Genomic DNA, 19,545 nt, shown 5'->3' on the forward strand with positions numbered 1-19,545 from the left:
TCCTGATAAAGAAGTCTCTAGTGGCAGTGTTGTGCAAAACCCGCGCTTAATCAAATAGTTTCCGTACACGCACAAAATTGCCGGACATCAACTTTCCCGGTTAAGGTATTTGCATTTCTCTTTGTCGAAACAAATAATTACGCATCTGCTCGTTACCTGAACTCATTAAAGGGGATCTTATGAAGCACCCTGTTTCGCGTCTGTGTATGGCCCTGTGGCTGTGCGGACTCTCTTCACTCTCTTATGCTGCGGATGTGCCGAAGGGCGCGGTGCTTGCGCAAAAGCAGGAGCTGGTTCGCCACATCAAGGATGAGCCTGCTTCTCTGGATCCCGCAAAAGCCGTGGGGCTGCCGGAAATTCAGGTGATCCGTGACCTCTATGAAGGGCTGGTCAACCAGAATGAGAAAGGGGAGTTAACGCCCGGCGTGGCGACGCGCTGGCAAAGCAACGATAACCGCGTCTGGACCTTCACGCTGCGCGACAACGCGAAATGGTCAGATGGTACCCCCGTAACGGCGCAAGATTTTGTCTACAGCTGGCAGCGTCTGGTCGATCCGAAAACGACCTCTCCGTTTGCCTGGTTTGCGGCGCTGGCTGGCATCGCTAACGCGCAGTCAATTATCGACGGCAAAGCCGCGCCCGATACGCTCGGCGTGACTGCGGTTGACGCTAAGACGTTGCGCGTACAGCTCGACAAACCGCTGCCCTGGTTCAGCAACCTGACGGCCAACTTTGCGTTATATCCGGTTCAAAAAGCGGCGGTTGAAAGCGGTAAGGAGTGGACGCGGCCGGGCCACCTGGTCGGCAACGGGGCCTACGTGCTGAAAGACCGCGTGGTCAATGAAAAGCTGGTGGTTGAGCCGAATCCGCACTACTGGGATAACGCCAAAACGGTTCTGAAGAAAGTGACCTTTATACCGATCAACCAGGAATCCTCAGCGACAAAACGCTATCTGGCAGGCGATATCGATATCACCGAATCGTTCCCGAAAAACATGTATCAAAAGCTGCTGAAAGATATTCCAGGGCAGGTCTATACACCACCGCAGCTGGGTACCTATTACTATGCCTTTAACACGCAGAAGGGGCCGACCGCCGATTCCCGCGTGCGCCTGGCGCTGAGTATGACGATCGATCGCCGCATTATGGCGGAGAAAGTGCTGGGGACGGGTGAAAAACCTGCCTGGCATTTCACGCCGGACGTGACGGCCGGTTTTACCCCCGAACCCTCGCCGTTTGAGCAGATGTCTCAGCAGGAACTGAACGTGCAGGCGAAAACATTATTGCAGGCGGCAGGCTATGGCCCTCAGCGTCCGCTGAAGTTAACGCTGCTGTATAACACGTCTGAAAACCATCAGAAAATTGCGATAGCCGTGGCCTCAATGTGGAAGAAAAATCTGGGCGTGGACGTGAAGCTGCAGAACCAGGAGTGGAAAACCTACATTGACAGCCGCAACACAGGTAATTTTGATGTTATCCGCGCGTCCTGGGTGGGGGATTACAACGAGCCGTCGACCTTCCTGTCACTATTAACCTCAACGCATAGCGGCAACATCTCACGTTTTAACGATCCCGCGTACGATAAAATTATCAACCAGGCGACGCTCGAGACTACGGTGAAAGCGCGCAATGTGGATTACAACATGGCAGAGAAGATCCTTACCGAAAAAGCGCCTATTGCCCCTATTTATCAATACACGAACGGTCGTTTGATCAAGCCGTGGGTGAAAGGTTATCCGATTAACAATCCCGAAGACGTGGCGTATAGCCGCACGATGTATATCGAAAAGCACTGACGAAAACGTCGCGTGAAAAATAAAAAATGCCCGTCAGAGAACGGGCGAAAAAGCAAATGATGTATTGATTCGTTAGCCACCAGCGTGGTGGCTAACGGCAAGTATTCTACGTGGCTGTATCATGCGGCAACAGCTGACAAAATCGGTAGGTGAAACAAGAAATTAAACGTGCGTCACGGGGCTTCTATTGTCGGATAGAGACAATGTTCAAAATAATTTACAAGAATCCAAATCTCACCGCTAAAAATAAACCAGAAGCCGAATATAATAAGGCTTAAAATAATTAAGATGAGTATTATTTCTGTTTTTCCCATCGCAGAGTTACCCACCTGACGTCTGATTCTAAGTGGGGGCATTGTAGCGGGGGTTGCCTTATTACACCAGTTTCATGCCGCTAACACTTTATTGCGGCCGTCATTTTTGGCGCGATAAAGCGCATCATCGACGCGTTTAAACAAGTCATCAATACTCTCGCCCTGGTTATGGCGTGCCACGCCAATGCTGACGGTAAAGCGAGGTAGCCCGGGGATTGTGATTTGCGCCACCGCGGCGCGGAGGGTTTCTGCTATCTGCAGTGCGTGTTCAAGCGTCGTGCGCGGCAGTAAGATCACAAACTCCTCACCGCCCCAGCGGAAAACATAGTCATCTTTACGGCTGCAGTCTTCTAACATCCGCGAGAGCGAGATGAGAACTTCGTCGCCCTTTTGATGCCCAAACACATCGTTGATGTTTTTGAAGTGGTCAGTATCCACCAGCAGCAGACTGAACTGCTGCTGGGCGGGAAGGTCCGCGGGATTTGTCTGTTCGGTAATGTTGTAAAACTGACGGCGATTAAGCAGACCGGTCATGGAATCGCGCAGGGCAGCATGCTCCAGCTCCTGCTCCAGCCGCTTTTGTTCGGTAATATCATGAACGATGCACAGCATCAGTTTGTCACCGTAGATTTCAATGGGCCCCGCGTAAGTCTGCACGTGTCGGGTTGTCCCGTCCGCCAGTCGATGCACGAAATTAAGGGGCTTGTGCCCGCCTGGAAGGCTGGCGATCTCGGTCATGACGGGCAGGATGTCGCGCCCGAGGGTATTAATCTCCCAGGTGTGTTTGCGGCACATCTCATCGTGGGCGTAGCCGTAGAAATTAAGCGCCGCCAGGTTTGCATCCACAATCTGACCATCCCGAGCCGGGTCAATGAGCAGCATGGGGGCGCTGTTGGTCAAGAAAAAACGGGCGAAGAAACCCTGTTTTTTTCGCTGATAGGTGGCGGAGCGTGTCGCCTTAAGTCCTGACGGCGCCTGCTGGGAGAGTCCTTCAAAAACAATGATGTCCCCATAAGGTGCAATTTGGGTCAGCGTCAGGCGGCAGGTCAGCGTGCTTTCCTGATTGTGACGCCAGACGGTCAGTATTTCGACGATTTCCAGTTCGGTTTTGAGGTCAGGCACATACATTGAAAGTACTGTTTGCGCACTGGCGGAATAGGTTCCACTGCGCATATCGTGAAATGTTTTATCACGCATAACCATTGTCGCCGCGTCGTTGGCAAAAATAATATTTTCAGCGACAGGTGAGATCAGCCACACGGGTGTTTTAATCACATTCAGCGCATCGAAGCAATATTGCGACATAGGGAATTCCTGCACATCGGCACGGTGTGCCTGACGATCACGACGGAATTGACTCGCGTGGGCTCAACCGAAACATACCTTACTTAATACGATCAGGCATGATTTTTTTGTGCAACAAAAGGCGATTCCGTATGAATTTTACCGATTGGTATAATTTGTTTATCTGAATTCTTTTGCAGCAGCAACCATGGAACCTGTTCCGCCGGTAAGGGGCGCGAGAATAAGAATCCTTGCAGGTAATCACAGCCCAGGCTGGCCAGCACGGCCTGTTGCTCTTCAGTTTCAATTCCCTCTGCGACAACATTCATTTCCATTGTCCGGGCAATATTAATGATTGTTTCTACTAATTTTCTGCTTTTTTCATTTTCCAGCATTGAGCTTACGAAGCTCTTGTCGATTTTAAGTTCTTTTGCAGGAAGCACGCTAAGCATCAGTAAATTCGAATACCCCGTACCAAAGTCATCTATCGAAACGGTAATCCCGGCCTGGTTAAACGCGTTCAGCAATTCAATACTACGGTCGAGGTTTTTGAGCGCGGTACTTTCCGTCACTTCAAGGATCAATCTGGAAGGGGCAAGGTTATATTTTTGCAACGTAGAGGAGATAACCTGGAATATATCCTGTTGCTCAAACTGCACGGGAGAGAGGTTAAATGACAATGTCCACTGGCCGAACCCTTGCTCTGTCCAGAAGCTTAGCTGCCGGCATGCCGCTTCAATCGCCCAGTTGCCGACCGGGACGATAAGCCCCGTCTGTTCCAGAGACGATAAAAACAGATTGGGTAGCAGAACCCCCTGTTCCGGATGGCGCCAGCGCAGAAGCGCCTCGAACCCATGAATAGTATTTTGGTCAGCAAGGTAGGTTGGCTGGTACCACAGCTCGAACTGCTCCCGTTCCAGCGCCTGCGCCAGCTCTTGTAAAAAAGCGGGCTTTGCGGGAACGGCCGTTGACATCTCAGCGCGATACACGGCCCAGCCGTTGCGGCTCTCCTGCTTAACATGGTGCATCGCCGAATCCGCTTTGAGCTTGAGCTCATGCAGCGTTTCACCATGCTGAGGATAAAGGCTCACGCCCGCACTGGCCGTAATGTTTAACGTATGTCCGCAAACGGAGAGCGGGCGGCGGATGTCGTCCAGCAGGGCGCAAAGCACGTCGTTAAGCTTGTCATCATCGCATTCCGGCACCAGGAGAATAAACGCATCACCCCCCAACCGCGCCAGCGTCATTTCACGGGTTAAGCGGGCGGTAACGCGTCTGGCAATGTGAATCAGTAGCTCATCGCCGACGTTGTGTCCCCAGGTATCGTTAACCCGCTTGAAGTGATCGATATCGAAGAAGATCACCGCAAACTGTTTTTTATTAAGCAGCGCGCTGTGCAGGCAATCCTGCATTCGCATATCCATCTGGTGACGATTGGCGAGGCCGGTTAGCGCGTCAAAGCGTGCCTGCAGCTCGAGCTGCCGGTTTAGCTGGCGCAAGTTATCCGTCAGGCGGCCGGCATGCCGGTGAGAATCCACCAGCGAAATAATTAACATGAGCCCAAGAAGGCACAGCGTCGTGACCGAAACCCAAATAGATAACCCGAGTTCGCTAATGCCGCCGGGCAGGGTGTGTTCCATTACATGGAAATGCGCAGCGTGCATGCCGGTATAGTGCATGGCGCAAATGGCCGCACCCATTACCAGGGCTGCCGCTATCCGGTTGATGAAAATGCCTTTACGCTTTTCCCGCAGATGGAACGCTAACCAGAGCGCTGCGCCAGAGGCAATGAGAGCAATGCCTACCGAAAGCATGACGATACGCGTGTCCCAAATTATGCCGCCTTTGAGCATTAACGCCGCCATGCCGACGTAGTGCATGGATACCACGCCAGCACTGAGGATCAGCGTGGCGAGGATCAAACGAAAGGGAGAGAGCGACTTGCCCGGAACGGCGATGTTAATGGCAAGGGTCGAAGCCAAAACGGCGACGCCCAGCGACCCGAGCGTAAGCCAGAGGTGGTAACTCATGATCATCGGCATTTTCATTGCCAGCATGCCAATGAAATGCATCGACCAGATACCGATCCCAAGCGTTACTCCACCGGCAATACGCCAGAAAAGAGCCGCTTTACGGCTGGAAAGGGGGATTTTACCCGCGCTGTCCAGGGCCACAAAGGAGGCGATAAATGCCACCAGAAATGAGATGGCTATTAAAACAGGGTCCCACGACACGTTGAGCATTATGCAGTCCCACGCCAAAAGGTTACAAGTTCGCCTGCCGGGCATGCTTTGTATCTCTACGAAGCATGCGCGCTCAAATTATATTAGTAATTCATTGCGAAAAATGACCAGCCATATTTATGTAATCTGTTAATGAAGAATATAAAATATATTATCAACATTAACCTATTAAGCACGGCTACACTCTCGCAGCGTTTTGCTGCAATGTACCTTAAATACGCCTGCAGTCATATTGCGTCACTAAAGAAGATGGTATCGCTTAAGCGTGGCGTAAACCAGAGCGGCAGGACGCTATGCATAACATTTCCAGTATTACCCTTTTTTATTTTTACTTAAGTAAAACTACGGCAGTCAAACTGCGAAACTTCAAACCAGCGCAGATCGTGAGGACAAAATTACAGCCCAATGCTATAAAACTTAATGCCGACCAAAATATAAAGTTGTAGGAAAACCTATGCTAAGAAATATTAGTGTTAGAACGTTCATTATCTATTTCCTTTTATGCGTCTTTTTGGTAAATGATGGAGTGATTGCGTTATTCTCTGGCAGTGTTTCACTATTTTTCGCGGTGAATATTGTACAATTCACCGCGTTGTTTTTGCTTTGGGCGTACATGACAAAATATCTTGTGACGCCGATCAACACTGTGAAAAAAAGTATTGAAGAAGTGACGTCGGGCAAACTTGGGGTAGCGATCCCTGAATTTGGCAATAACTGTGCAGGACGTTTGATTCCTGGGATCAACAGCTTATCCAGCAACATCGCAACGCTGGTGCGCGAAATTCGGTCCTCATCACAAACGGCAATGACGCTGGCTGACCAGCTCTCTTCACGCAGTGCGCAACTGTCGGTAAAAACCGAACAACAGTCTGCCTCCTTAATTCAAACGGCTGCCAGCATGGAGCAAATGGCGGCAAGCACCAAAAACAATGCGGACAATACCCGGTTAGCCAGCGAACAGGCGAATGTGGCGACGCTACAGGCACGCAAGGGAGGGGAGTTAATGGGGCTGGTTGCAAATAATATGCAATCCATCACTGAATGCGCCCAGCAGATGACGGAAATCATCTCTCTTATTGATGGGATCGCTTTCCAGACCAACATTCTGGCGCTGAATGCGGCCGTTGAGGCTGCCCGTGCAGGCGACCACGGTAAAGGGTTCTCTGTGGTGGCGGGTGAAGTGCGAAGCCTGGCTCATCGCAGCGCTGAGGCGGCGAAAAACATCAAATCGCTGATTGACGTTACCAGCAGCAACGTGACGCAGGGCGTGACCGTCGTGTCGGAAGCCGAAAGGAATATGCATGACATTGTGGCCGGGTCGGGCAACGTCAGCCGGTTAATGGACGATATCTCGGCGTCGACGTCAGAGCAGGAAAAGGGCATTTCGCAAATCACTCAGGCGTTGTCTGAACTGGAGCGCGTGACGCAAAGTAACGTCGCCATGGTGGAAGAACTTAACGGATCCTCTGATGTACTACGTAAACAGGTCATTGAGCTGCAGGCCCGCACACGCAGCTTCCAGCTTGAAAGCGGATACCAGACGGGAGAGCTTTCGCCGATGCAGCCTCGCACTGTGTTGGCGTCTGCGCAACCCCGGCACTCAGTGTGATGAAATTAAAAGCCTGGCTCGCCAGGCTTTTTCTATTCTGCCACTGTCCAGCGATTGCGCCCTTGCTGCTTCGCCATATAGAGCGCTTTATCAGCCCTGGCAATGACGGACTCAGCCGTCTGGTGGGCTTCCCAGATCGTTAACCCCTGGCTCACGGTCACGTACGGGCTGACGGGGGACACCGCACGCGGCAGCGCCTGGTTCGCTAATGCACTGGCGATGGTGTTTGCCAGACGTTGCACTGCAGTGATATCGGCATCAGGCAGCAGTATCACAAACTCCTCACCTCCAATGCGTCCGACAACGCCAGCATTATCGCGGGTGGCGATCTCAAGCGTTCGGGCAATCACGGTCAGACACTCGTCCCCACGCTGATGGCCGTAATGGTCGTTGTAAAGTTTGAAATGATCCACATCCACCATAATCAGACCAAACCGCTTTCCGTCGCGCCGGTGAGTGAGGATTTCTTGCTCCATGCGCGCCTCAAACGCCCGACGGTTTGCAATGCCGGTGAGCGGATCTTTACTCGCCAGCTGCCCCAGCCGTTGAATGAGATCGGCATTTTCCTGTTCACGGCGTAACGCGAGCAGAAACCAGCTGTTCAGCATCCGCCGACCCGACTCAAGCAGCCCCGCCAGCAACACCCACTGGAGCGCATTCAGCACGGTGAGGCTGGAGCGGTGAAACAGGGTGGTAATCAAAATGGTCACCCAGACGGGTACAACAAATCCGAGCAGGACCTTTGGATCAAAATAGAGTGAAATCAGGGCGGTAAAGAGCAGCAGTGCGGCAAAGGGGAAAATGATGCGCACGTCATCGCTGGAAATCAGCACGTAAAAACACACCGCCCAGCAGACGCTTAGCGCAAGAACAGTGCTTTTGGAGAGCATCGTCAGCCACTGAGCCTGCTGCACTGGCGCCATGCGTAGGACAAAAAGTATGCCTGAAGAGAGGATCAGATTAATGATGACCATCGTCTCCAGCAAACCCGCAGGGCGTAAGAAAGGCGTGGACGCATCGAAAGGAGAAAAAAAGCGCCGACCCAGAATGAACAACGAGAACAAAATGTTTACCCACAGGAACCACTTCATACTCGTTTTGATGGCGATGGCCCGCATTTCAGCCAGCCGCAAATCGAAGGCGGCACAGTGCTTCTTTATTGTCACCTGTTTTCTCCAACCTACATCTAGAACAAATCCGCAGCATTTCATTAACTCTAACAATTTGCCGGCGCCTGTCTACTGGAACCTGGAAAGGAATGCGCAATTCCTGAGCTAATTCAGCGCGATGCTCCATATATCGGTTGCTTAACCCTGGACGAAAGCTAGACTGACACCGTAAGCGATAAAAGGTGGAGGCGCTGTGGAGAGTATTAAAGGGTCTGAAATAAACGTTCCTGACGCGGTTTTTGCGTGGGTGTTCGATGGCCAGGGCGGGGCGAGGCCGCTGGAAGATCGAGACGATATCGATCGTGAACATCCCTGCTGGCTGCATTTGAACTACACGCACCCGGACAGCGCCCAGTGGCTGGCCTCAACGCCGCTATTGCCGAATAACGTTCGTGATGCGCTGGCAGGGGAAAGCCTGAGGCCGCGCGTCAGCAGGATGGGTGAGGGGACGCTGATCACCCTGCGCTGCATCAACGGCAGTACCGATGAGCGCCCCGACCAGCTGGTCGCAATGCGTCTTTATATGGACGAGCGGATGATTGTCTCCACCCGTCAGCGGAAGGTGCTTGCCCTCGATGATGTGGTCAACGATTTGAAAGAGGGGACGGGCCCTACCGACTGCGGAAGCTGGCTGGTGGACGTCTGCGATGCACTGACCGATCACGCCAGTGAGTTCATTGAAGAGCTGCACGATAAAATTATCGACCTGGAGGATAATCTGCTCGATCAGCAGATCCCACCGCGCGGCTTTCTTGCCCTGCTGCGCAAACAGCTGATCGTCATGCGCCGCTATATGACGCCGCAGCGGGACGTTTACGCGAGGCTGGCCAGCGAACGCCTGAGCTGGATGAACGATGACCAGCGCCGCAGAATGCAGGACATCGCCGACAGGCTTGGCCGCGGTCTGGATGAGATCGACTCCTGCATTGCCAGGACGGCGGTGATGGCGGACGAAATCGCGCAGGTGATGCAGGAGTCACTTTCGAGAAGAACCTATACGATGTCGCTGATGGCGATGGTCTTTCTCCCCAGCACCTTCCTGACCGGGCTGTTTGGCGTCAATCTGGGGGGCATTCCCGGCGGTGGCTACCATTACGGCTTTACCACCTTTTGCGTCATGTTAGTGGTTTTGATTGGGGGTGTTGCATGGTGGTTGCATCGCAGTAAATGGTTGTAAAATTGCGATTTTCCTGGCCGAACCATGCCTCAAAACGTGATGTTAATTGAGCGAAGTCAATAAACTGCTACCCCGTAAGGTGCATTATTACTCCCGCAGGTGAATGCAACGTCAAGCGATGGGCGTTGCGCTCCATATTGTCTTACTTCCTTTTTTGAATTACTGCATAGCACAATTGATTCGTACGACGCCGACTTATTAGTCGGCTTTTTTTTTTACCTGCTGTTTCTCAGGGTCTACCCTAAAGAGGTCGACACGAAAACCTGGAGGTAAAGATGAGCATTTCGCTTACTCTGCAACTATCGCATTCGATTCCGTCTGACCCTATACCCACCGATCCTACGCCGATGCCCGATCCGATCCCCCGGCCGCAGCCCATGCCGGACCCGCCGCCCGATGAAGAACCGATTAAAATGTCGCATCAAACTCCGAGATCTGCGAGGATACGCGCCATCTGACTGCTAAGATGACCACGAGAGACTACTGTGACCGCTTTTTCTACCCTTAATGCCCTGCCTGCCGCCCAACTCGACAACCTGAACGAGCTGGGATACCTGACGATGACGCCTGTTCAGGCAGCCGCGCTGCCCGCTATTCTTGAAGGACGGGACGTGCGCGTGCAGGCAAAAACGGGCAGTGGGAAAACGGCTGCGTTTGGTCTGGGGCTGTTGCAGCATATTGATGCGGCGCTGTTCCAGACGCAGTCTCTGGTCCTGTGCCCGACGCGCGAGCTGGCCGACCAGGTCGCCGGAGAACTGCGTCGTCTGGCGCGTTTTCTGCCAAATACCAAGATTTTAACCCTTTGCGGCGGGCAGCCTTTCGGTGCGCAGCGTGATTCTCTGCAGCATGCGCCGCACATTATCGTGGCGACGCCGGGCCGTTTACTCGACCACCTGCAAAAGGGCACGGTTTCTCTCGATGCTCTGCAAACGCTGGTGATGGATGAAGCCGACCGTATGCTGGATATGGGCTTTAGCGATGCCATCGATGAGGTGATTCGCTTTGCACCCGCGAACCGCCAGACGCTGCTCTTCTCCGCAACCTGGCCTGAAGCCATTGCGGCTATCAGCGGTCGCGTTCAGCAAAACCCACTGACGATTGAAATTGATTCCGTTGATGCGCTGCCGGCCATTGAGCAGCAGTTCTTTGAAACGTCGCAGCAGGGCAAAATCCCGCTGCTGCAAAAACTGCTTAGCCAGCATCAGCCTGCTTCATGCGTGGTGTTCTGTAACACCAAAAAGGATTGCCAGGCGGTATGTGACGCACTCAATGCCGCAGGGCAGAGCGCGCTTTCGCTCCATGGCGATCTCGAACAGCGCGATCGCGATCAGACCCTGGTGCGTTTTGCTAACGGCAGCGCGCGCGTTCTGGTGGCAACCGACGTCGCGGCCCGTGGCCTGGACATTAAATCGCTTGAGCTGGTAGTTAACTTTGAGCTGGCCTGGGACCCGGAAGTGCACGTCCACCGTATTGGCCGTACCGCGCGAGCCGGTAATAGCGGCCTTGCTATCAGCTTCTGCGCGCCGGAAGAGGCGCAGCGCGCCAATATTCTCTCTGAAATGCTGCAGATTAAGCTGAACTGGATGCCTGCGCCAGGCAATGTCAGCATCGTGCCGCTTGAGGCAGAAATGGCAACGCTGTGCATTGATGGCGGTAAAAAGGCCAAGATGCGTCCGGGTGATGTATTAGGCGCGCTGACCGGGGATATTGGCCTGGACGGAGCGGATATCGGTAAGATTGCGGTACATCCGGCGCACGTCTACGTGGCGGTTCGCCAGTCGGTAGCACAAAAGGCATGGAAGCAGCTGCAGGGCGGGAAAATTAAAGGCAAAACGTGCCGCGTTCGTCTGCTGAAGTAAGAATAAAAAAGCGTCTCGGAGAATATCTGAGACGCTCATGGATTATTTTACTTCGACCACGTTGAGACGCAGTTCTTCGAACTGACTGTCATCTTCTTCCGGCTGCCAGCCAGCAGGCTGCATGGGGATTTCTTCACGATCGAATGCAAGGTCGCCGCCATCCACCACTTCTGAGTCATGGTTGATGCCTTTGAAGTCGAACAGCTCTATATCTGCCATGTGTGAAGGGACCACGTTTTGCATCGCGCTGAACATCGTTTCGATACGGCCAGGATAACGTTTATCCCAGTCGCGCAGCATATCGCCAATCACCTGACGCTGCAGGTTCGGCTGAGACCCGCACAGGTTGCATGGAATGATTGGGAAACCTTTCGCCTCGGAGAAGCGTTCAATGTCTTTCTCACGGCAGTAGGCGAGAGGACGAATAACGATATGCTTGCCGTCATCGCTCATCAGCTTCGGTGGCATACCCTTCATTTTGCCGCCGTAGAACATGTTCAGGAACAGCGTTTGTAGAATATCGTCACGGTGATGGCCGAGAGCAATTTTCGTCGCGCCAAGTTCCGTTGCGGTACGATAGAGAATGCCGCGACGCAGACGAGAGCAGAGTGAGCAGGTCGTTTTCCCTTCCGGGATCTTCTCTTTCACAATACCGTAGGTGTTCTCTTCTACGATTTTGTACTCAACGCCCAGCTTCTCCAGATACTCCGGCAGAATGTGCTCAGGAAAGCCCGGCTGTTTTTGGTCAAGGTTGACCGCCACCAGAGAAAAATTCACCGGTGCGCTTTGCTGAAGATTGCGCAGGATCTCCAGCATGGTGTAGCTGTCTTTACCGCCTGACAGGCAAACCATGATGCGGTCGCCTTCTTCAATCATGTTGAAGTCTGCAATGGCTTCGCCGACGTTACGACGCAGACGCTTTTGCAGTTTGTTCAGGTTGTATTGTTCTTTCTTTGTATTTGATTGATTTTCTTGCATTTATTACTACCTTCGGAGCCAATAGGGGCATAATAGGGGCAAAAATTTTTCAGCGTGCGAGCTTATCGTTAAGCATCAGCACCTGTTCGCCATTCATTTCTTCAATCCACGCACCGTAGACTTCATAAACCATTTGCGCGTTTTCATGCCCCATCTGGCTGGCTATGAAAGACGGGTTAGCGCCGGCAGATAAAAGCCAGCAGGCAAAAGTATGCCGCGTATGGTACGGATTCCGGCGGCGAATACCAGCACGTTTTACAGCTGCGTTAAATCTGGAGCCGATACTCGATAAAGAGTAGTAGGCCTTCTGTATGCCCTTGCGCATCCGGGGCATGAAAACAAACCGCAGGTTCTGATATTCCATCGCACCATACTCTCGGTGATGAAACACAATCTCGGTTTTAGGCTGAAACGAAGTCAGCGTACGCTGTGCCTTCAAGGCCTCTAGTGCTGGCTCTAATAGCGTGATAACTCGATCACCTGCATCGGTTTTTGGTGGGACGAACATTCCTAGCGCATTAAGGTTGCGCTGTATATGAGCCGTACCTTTTTCCCAGTCGATATCTTCCCAGGCAAGAGCTGCAAGCTCTCCATGACGGACACCAGTATAAACTGCGAACGTCCACATATTGAGGCTTTGGCCACGTTCGGATGCCGCAAGCAAACTAAACTCCTGCTTCGTTAAAGGATCCGGTTTTACTTTCCCTTTGTGTAGTTTCTTGACCCCTTCAAAGGGTTTGCCACTGATAAAGCCAGATTTGTGTGCAAACCGAAGAAGGGAGCAAAGTAGCGATATATAGTTATTCACGGTACGCACAGTGCGTCCCTGTTTGTTGCATCTGGGATTTGCCAGGTAAAGAGTCTCACCGTTCAACAGTTCCTTCCTGTATTTCAGAATGTCGCTGTGGCGTATAGTTGAAACAGGCGTGTCTTCGTTAATGATGTGCATTAACGTACCGAGTTGTGAGCGCGTCTTACGCATCGTATTCGCGCTAATTTCTGTTTCTTTAATGTTCGTCCACAGTTCACACAGCTCTGAAAAGGTTTGAACTGAAACAGTGGTTACGGTTTTTTTTGCTCTGGAAGATGAAGGAAAGCGCTGATGGTAATCAAACTCTCCAAGGTTGATCTCGCTAACGATCACAGCCCGAAGATTCCCGGCTTTTTTGATGTTCGCCGGGGTGTTAATCCAACCTTTTAGAATTTCGCGGCAACGCTTTCCCCGGTACATAAACCAGATACAAATCTTATTGTTTCTGATTTCGACACCGGTAGGCAAAGCTGTCATCTTACGCATCCCTTATTAACTGATTAATTCTCGGATAGTTATACCAGGTTGTGCCACGCAAGGTTTTTTCTCCAGAAGGAGATACACGTTTAAAATGGACACCTTCCACCCAACAGCCCTGGCGATACTTCTCAATCTGTCGTTCGGTCAGGCCTGTTTTTTCTGTGAGCCTGGCGCCAACAACCCATTCTTCGTTAAAAATTACCTGCGACATGGTTCACCTCAGGTAACCGGCATGAGTATAAATATGCCGGTCTTTAGTCGTTGATATTTCAGTTTCAGTTTGCCTGGCCGGGCAGGGAACGCAGTCGGCGCATGCCGGTCATTGCTGTGGCCACGTAGCTTGCCTTGCAGTTGACCACTTCAACCCAGACCTTCACGCCTTCCACTCTTACCGTATAGGTCTCTTTCATCTTGCTGCGCCCATAATCACCGTATCTTTGCTGGTGGGCTGCGAGTGCGATTTCACATGCCTGGCGAGCCAAAGGGGATTGCTTACTTCCTCGATTAATCAGTTTCATACTGCACGCTCCGCTTGTTGCGCCTGTGGATTAATCCATAAGCATTCAGTACGAACTTTTGTGCCACGCCTTGCGCTGATGAGTGCTCCTTTTGTAAGCTTTGCCCACCCGTTTAACATGTCGTTATACAGATCAGTGTCGTAGCCACTGATCATCACCATTCCGAGCATCGCTCTTGTCGCTGAGAGCAAATGCACGTGCTCCTCTATAGTCATTTCATGTCTGTAATAACGGTTACCCTGTACACGGGTTTCAAGTACATAAGGTGGATCGATGTAGTGCAGTGTGGTTTCAGCATCATGAGCGTGCATTACTGCCAGAGCATCTTTATTCTCGATAATGACCCCCTGGAGGCGCTGACCTACAGCTGCCAAATTTTCCGGATAACGGACCCAAAGATGTGCAGCTGTCGCATATTTCCTTTTGCTGTCACTACGGAAGCCGGAATTACCACCGATTCCGGCTGCTGAACCGAAGCCCATGCTGGCGCGTACAATCATGCGCCTGGCCCGTTCAATCGGCTCGTCTGTTGCATCTCGGGCTGCGCAAAATTCGTCCCGAGAATAAGGTGTTAGCATGCACGCTTCCTGCAGACGTTGGTTCATCTCGACGTCGCGCAGCACGCGAAACAGGTTGACTACCTCGCCATCCAGATCGTTATAGACTTCTGCATAGCTTCGAGGTTTTTGCAGCAGCACGCCGGCTGCGCCGCCGAAAGGTTCTACGTAGCAAACGTGCTGAGGCATCTGTGGGATAATCCATGAAGCCAGACGGAACTTACCACCGTGGTAGCGAATTGCTGGATGTTTTATAGAGTTCTGATTTTGCATTCCTTTTCCGGGAGGGCTGACCCTCCCGCCTCCATTAGCCAACGTATTCCGGTTTCATATCCGCCAGGGTGATGCTGAACTGACCATGCAATTCGTCGCCCAGATGGCGTTTAGACGATGCAAGAACGCGCTCTACCTCTGCAAACCGCGCAGCTGAATCGGGTTCATCTGAAGGTGGCAAAGAATTGATGGCTGCTTCGACTTTGTTCCTTGCATCAACCAGGTAATAACGCTTCACGGCTTTGTTTTTCAACTCAGTGAACAGGGCAGAACCCAGCGTTGCTTTCACGGTTTCAATATCTGCGCGCAGAGCTTTAGCGCTATCCACATCCTGAGCCGCCTCGATGCGGTCACGAAAATCATCAGCAAGTGCATCGATGTTTTGAGCTGATTCCTGAGCCGTTTGAGTCGTAGTGACGTTGTCACCTGAAATTTCTGCAAGACTAACGTGCTGCGCCGGTGCCGGGTTTACCTCTCGTTCTTCACGGCGATCATCCAGTTCATCCGGGGTGTAAACGCCCAGAATCACATCCGGGCAGAACAGTCTCGCCCAGCGTTTAACGGCCAGGTACGCCAGCTGCTGGCGAGGGTCGTCAGCCCAAAGGGTAGAGTTTCGGGTTCGGGCCTGAGCCAGCAGTAAATCAAGTTCCCTCGGCTGATCTTCACCTTTAAGCGTTGCGCGGATAATGATGCCGATCCCGGCTTCGTCAGCCAGGGTCCAGCCCGGGACGCGGTACTCGCCTTTGTCGCCTTTACGGATGTGGAATTTTCCAACCACCTTTTCCCATGGCCCGTACCATTCATATTCAAAGCGGCTGGCCAGCACGCCGCTTCGTGAAATGACGGCATTAACCAGCTGAGCTTCATACCCGAGCACACCGTTAATCAGGTGCGTCTTCTGCGCCACGGCAAAGGGATTCATCTGCCACTGTGCCGCTTGCATCGCCACAGCCATGCAGTCGGCCTGATTGCCCTGCAGGTGCTTAGGAACAGTAGCGGTGCCTTGGGCCATAATCTGCGCGAACGTGCTGATGGCGTTCAGATACTGGGAATCGAACAAAGCCACGTTGGAGTTAATAACGGTGTTCTGGTCAGCAACGGTAACGTTTGTGTTATGCATAAATCCCCCTTAAGCCTGAGCGCGCAGCGCTTCGAGGCGGCGCAGGTCGAAATCGTTCAGTTCATCTGTGTAATCGGTAGTGATCGGCGCTGGCCATTCGCCCGTGTCGAATCCAGTTGCGATGGCGCGCATTGTTTTGCGGTACTCGAGCATGCCCAGCTCCAGCAGTTCGGTTGACGCCTCAATGATGGCGATCCAGTGGTAGTTCTCGTCTTTGTTGACGAAAATCCAGAAGAACTGGTCCAGCGCCGCGGTCTCGCAATACATAGCCGCACTGAGGTGGTAGTCCCGCTCTATGATTTCCCGATGCAGCCTGGCGCGCAGGCTTTCTTGCTTCACATTCCACATGCTGATGGTTTTCAGGTCAGCACCGATTCGCACGCCGTCCAGTTCAATCTCGAGGTCCGGACGTACACGCACTTCTAAACCTGTTTCGTCGTCAAAACCGAAGTAGCTCACTTCAACGGCGCGGCTTGGATGTGTCAGCAGCATGCCGGCGGTCGGGTGCGCTAGGAGTGCAGACTGAATTGCTCGCGCGGTGGCCAACTGCTGGCGGGTAACCAAAATCTTTTCGCCAGGGTTGTCGCGCCAGGCATCCAACAGTTCGTCGGCGAACACAGCCTCCTGATTGACAGACTTCACAGCCTGAATCAGGTCGTTTTTTGAACCAGACACTTTCAGTGGTACTGGTTTTTGTGCTTCCTGAGCCACAATGTCAGGGTTGATGATTGCCAACTGCTCTAGCAACGCGTCACGGCTGCCGCTGGTTTTCATCTGCGCGGGCAGGGTGGCGTTGTACTCTTTGATGCAGGCCTTCATTGCGGTGGCGGTCTTTTTCTGGTCAGCGCCGATACGCTGGAATTCAGCCGGCAGCGCCATATAGCTCTGCGCGGTTTCTTCCAGACTGCCGCCCATCGGCACTTGCGCGGGCAGGGTGGCGTTGTGCTCTTCCAGCAGCGCTTTGAGATCGTCAGCGCTCAGCAGCGCCGGCAAGCTGGCGTTATGCGTGTCAATGAACTCGCGCAGGGTGGCCGCAGTGGTGAATGCACCTTCAGGGATGACAGGCTCAACGCTGAACTCTGCATCAAGCAGCTCGGGCTGCAGCGCCAGCGCATGCACCAGGTTACCCATATCCAGCACTTTGGACGGTACGCGCGGGATGGTTTTAGCCACGTGACGCGCGTTGAAGTACATCAGGCTGACGCGGGCATCCTTTACCTGAGTTGAGCTGATCCCGTTTGCAGCGTGATACACGTCATTCGGCAGACCTTCATAGCGGCCCGGTTCGAAGAAGGCAGGGTATTCAGGGACCGGTTGTGATGGTTGCTCTTCCAGGGTGCTGGCGGTTTCTTCTGGCACTTCGGTGTTCGATTCCGGCACTGTGGCGTTCGCCAGTTCCGGCGCTGCGGCAGCCAGCACCTCAGCCGGGTTCAGGGCAACTGTTTGCGGATCAGCTGCATCAGAACTTTCGCTTGGTGGAATCGCGTCAACACTTTCTCCTTCCGCTGGGTCAGTCTCTTCCATCTGCACATCGCTGGTGGTCTCCTCTGTAACCGATGAACGGTCATCTGTTTGTGGTTGGTTTTCGTTCATCAGGCATTCGATGGAGAACATGCCGCTGCCGAGATTTGCAACCTTAGGCTGTTCGGCTGCAACTTCGGTCTCAACAGCAGTAGTAGACAACGGTAGTAACTCCACAGCAGAGTTAAACTCAGCCGTCATGGTTTTATTAACGAACTCAAGATGAGCCGCTGGCGTGTGGTGGATGTTTTCTGGCGCGATGCGGATCAGATTGAAGGTTGCCGCACGGTTCACCGCCAGTACGCCGGGCTGATTACGCAGGATGGCGCTCCATGATTTCCATGGTTCTTCTTTCTTCGCCACGATTTCTTTGGCGCGACGCAAAACGCTTGAGGGGATTTCAAAGTGATGGAAATCCATAGGCAGCAGGGCACAGGCGATCTCAAGATCGAGAGAGTCCAGAGTGTGGTGCGCGCCTTCGCCGCGATCCGTCACATAGCCACCGTCTGCATTGGTCCTAGAATCAGTGCGCTGAACATTACTGATACGATTACCGGCTGCCCATTCGCGAACGAGAATGCCGCGATCGATATAATCAGTTGCCGCCCAGATTCGGGTGAATCGGAGAACCAAAGCGAGTTCGTGACGCTTTTCCTGGCTGAACACTTTGCGAATGGCGTCGGTATAGCGCCACAGGTCTTTGGTGTCGTAACCCTTAACCTCTTCGCAGTTTTCTGCCGCCAGCAGCAGGTTCTGGACATAGCTGTTGTCAGTGTCCATCTCCAGCGCGCTGATACCTTCGTATTCTTCGCGGGTTAAGTGGTGGCGCAGTTCGTCGGCGGTGAACTGGGCGAGTAGCTGCTTGCGGAAGGGCATACGAACGACTGGATAACGAGTGGTTTCGTCATCATTCTCGTCAATCTGGATACCGTTATCAGGTTCTGGATCCTGATCGGTTGTAACGCCGGTTTTGCTGGTGCTTTCTGATTTGAGAAGAGTAAGCTTTCCGCTTCTCCACTCTTCAACTAACTGATTGCGGTCGCCGGCATCAACTCTCGCCCAGTCAGCCATGAATGCAGCGATAACTTCAGCTTCGTGCTTTTCATCTGGCGCGAAGACCTGCTTAATAGCCTGAACTAGTTTCCACTCAGCGCTCAGGCTGAGTTCGGCAACTTCAGGGATGTCGTTTTTCGCCAGCAGCAGGTTCTGGAGATAGGTGTTACCTTCATCCAGTGACATTTCGCTGGCAGCCAGTTGCTGCTCTTTAGAGATGTGTGACTGGTATTTGTCGCTGGTCAGGTGGACGGCAAAACGGACCGCTGGAGTGCGGTTTTCAAGCGGAACATTATCGACGGCAGTTTCGACTTTAACGGTCGTTTCCGGTGCGGTAGTGGTGTCCACTGGTCCAGTCAACTCAGCACCAGCCTTTGGCAGCCAGGTGCGTCCATCGTCCTGGAGGGCGTAGCGTTTGCACCAGGTGTAATCCACGGTGCTTTCTTCCGGCAGGTCGTTGTAAACAGGGAAATCGGTGCGAACCGGTTTTGAGTAATTCTTACCGCGGCCGGTTTCAATACCGGCATCTTCCAGCTCAACATCGAGCTGCAGGTTTGCACGGGCTTCAGATTTCGCGGTGAACCAAATCACTGCGTCTTCTTTGCCAGATTTCTGCGTAGCCTTAACTACATAGAAAAATTCCATGTGAGATCCTCTTTTTTGGATGTAAGATCCCCGGGCCAGAGATAGCGCCCATTGGGTGAACTTTGGTTTTTTAAGTAGTTTTCCGGTGTAACTTTGGTCGGGAGCACCGGACGTACGGGCCGCCTTGCGCGGCTTTTA

The 19,545-nt window shown here is 52.7% G+C and carries 16 protein-coding genes; 5 read left to right on the top strand and 11 right to left on the bottom strand.

Annotated elements, in window-relative coordinates; genetic code table 11:
- Positions 1-179: 179 nt before the first annotated feature.
- On the top strand, positions 180-1,796 hold the full coding sequence (locus tag D5067_RS10520; RefSeq protein ID WP_119937768.1) for a peptide ABC transporter substrate-binding protein: 1,617 nt from the start codon (positions 180-182) through the stop codon (positions 1,794-1,796).
- A gap of 173 nt (positions 1,797-1,969) precedes the next feature.
- Here the strand turns inward: D5067_RS10520 and D5067_RS10525 are convergent, their stop codons facing one another.
- From D5067_RS10525 to D5067_RS10535, 3 genes are all read right to left on the bottom strand, one after another.
- Positions 1,970-2,152, bottom strand: coding sequence for an Ecr family regulatory small membrane protein (locus D5067_RS10525; protein WP_119937769.1), 183 nt, complete (start codon positions 2,150-2,152; stop codon positions 1,970-1,972).
- Between the two features lie 30 nt (positions 2,153-2,182).
- Entirely contained in the window at positions 2,183-3,415 is a 1,233-nt protein-coding gene (locus D5067_RS10530) for a sensor domain-containing diguanylate cyclase (RefSeq protein WP_119937770.1), read from the bottom strand.
- A 92-nt stretch (positions 3,416-3,507) separates the two neighbouring features.
- A complete protein-coding gene (locus D5067_RS10535) occupies positions 3,508-5,637 on the bottom strand; it encodes a putative bifunctional diguanylate cyclase/phosphodiesterase (protein WP_119937771.1) in 2,130 nt (709 codons plus the stop codon).
- A 613-nt stretch (positions 5,638-6,250) separates the two neighbouring features.
- On the opposite strand from D5067_RS10535, the gene D5067_RS10540 reads away from it, so the two are divergent.
- A complete protein-coding gene (locus D5067_RS10540) occupies positions 6,251-7,246 on the top strand; it encodes a methyl-accepting chemotaxis protein (protein WP_374208611.1) in 996 nt (331 codons plus the stop codon).
- 32 nt (positions 7,247-7,278) lie between these two features.
- Here D5067_RS10540 and D5067_RS10545 read toward each other — a convergent pair whose 3' ends face one another.
- The gene (locus D5067_RS10545) at positions 7,279-8,457 is read right to left on the bottom strand and encodes a GGDEF domain-containing protein (RefSeq protein WP_235843314.1); all 1,179 of its coding nucleotides are present in this window, start codon (positions 8,455-8,457) and stop codon (positions 7,279-7,281) included.
- A gap of 151 nt (positions 8,458-8,608) precedes the next feature.
- Here D5067_RS10545 and zntB point away from each other — a divergent pair, with 151 nt between their 5' ends.
- The 3 genes from zntB to dbpA all read left to right on the top strand — a co-directional run bounded on the left by zntB (position 8,609) and on the right by dbpA (position 11,451).
- Complete coding sequence (zntB, locus tag D5067_RS10550) at positions 8,609-9,592, top strand: zinc transporter ZntB (RefSeq protein ID WP_119937774.1); 984 nt, start codon at positions 8,609-8,611, stop codon at positions 9,590-9,592.
- Between the two features lie 275 nt (positions 9,593-9,867).
- On the top strand, positions 9,868-10,050 hold the full coding sequence (gene ynaL, locus D5067_RS24065) for a proline-rich small protein YnaL (RefSeq protein ID WP_119937775.1): 183 nt from the start codon (positions 9,868-9,870) through the stop codon (positions 10,048-10,050).
- A 27-nt stretch (positions 10,051-10,077) separates the two neighbouring features.
- A complete protein-coding gene (dbpA, locus tag D5067_RS10555) occupies positions 10,078-11,451 on the top strand; it encodes an ATP-dependent RNA helicase DbpA (protein WP_119937776.1) in 1,374 nt (457 codons plus the stop codon).
- Between the two features lie 42 nt (positions 11,452-11,493).
- On the opposite strand, the gene ttcA is transcribed toward dbpA, so the two are convergent.
- From ttcA to D5067_RS10590, 7 genes are all read right to left on the bottom strand, one after another.
- Positions 11,494-12,429 carry a tRNA 2-thiocytidine(32) synthetase TtcA gene (gene ttcA, locus D5067_RS10560; protein WP_119937777.1) on the bottom strand — a complete coding sequence of 312 codons (936 nt, stop codon included), beginning with the start codon at positions 12,427-12,429 and terminating at the stop codon, positions 11,494-11,496.
- Positions 12,430-12,478: 49 nt separating this feature from the next.
- Positions 12,479-13,717 (bottom strand): site-specific integrase, encoded by a 1,239-nt coding sequence (locus D5067_RS10565; protein WP_119937778.1) that lies wholly within the window; start codon positions 13,715-13,717, stop codon positions 12,479-12,481.
- Between the two features lies 1 nt (position 13,718).
- Positions 13,719-13,931: an excisionase family protein gene (gene xisR / locus D5067_RS10570; protein WP_014884030.1), complete on the bottom strand. Its 213-nt coding sequence runs from the start codon at positions 13,929-13,931 to the stop codon at positions 13,719-13,721.
- A gap of 64 nt (positions 13,932-13,995) precedes the next feature.
- A complete protein-coding gene (locus tag D5067_RS10575; RefSeq protein WP_047651440.1) occupies positions 13,996-14,238 on the bottom strand; it encodes a DUF4060 family protein in 243 nt (80 codons plus the stop codon).
- On the bottom strand, positions 14,235-15,068 hold the full coding sequence (locus tag D5067_RS10580) for a DNA adenine methylase (protein ID WP_119937779.1): 834 nt from the start codon (positions 15,066-15,068) through the stop codon (positions 14,235-14,237). The genes D5067_RS10575 and D5067_RS10580 overlap by 4 nt, the downstream gene beginning before the upstream one ends.
- Before the next feature lie 34 nt (positions 15,069-15,102).
- Complete coding sequence (locus D5067_RS10585; RefSeq protein WP_119937780.1) at positions 15,103-16,188, bottom strand: RecT family recombinase; 1,086 nt, start codon at positions 16,186-16,188, stop codon at positions 15,103-15,105.
- Positions 16,189-16,197: 9 nt separating this feature from the next.
- Complete coding sequence (locus D5067_RS10590) at positions 16,198-19,407, bottom strand: RecE family exodeoxyribonuclease (RefSeq protein WP_119937781.1); 3,210 nt, start codon at positions 19,405-19,407, stop codon at positions 16,198-16,200.
- Positions 19,408-19,545: the final 138 nt, after the last annotated feature.

The organism is Enterobacter huaxiensis (genome assembly GCF_003594935.2).
In the GTDB taxonomy this organism is placed as follows: Bacteria; Pseudomonadota; Gammaproteobacteria; order Enterobacterales; family Enterobacteriaceae; genus Enterobacter; species Enterobacter huaxiensis.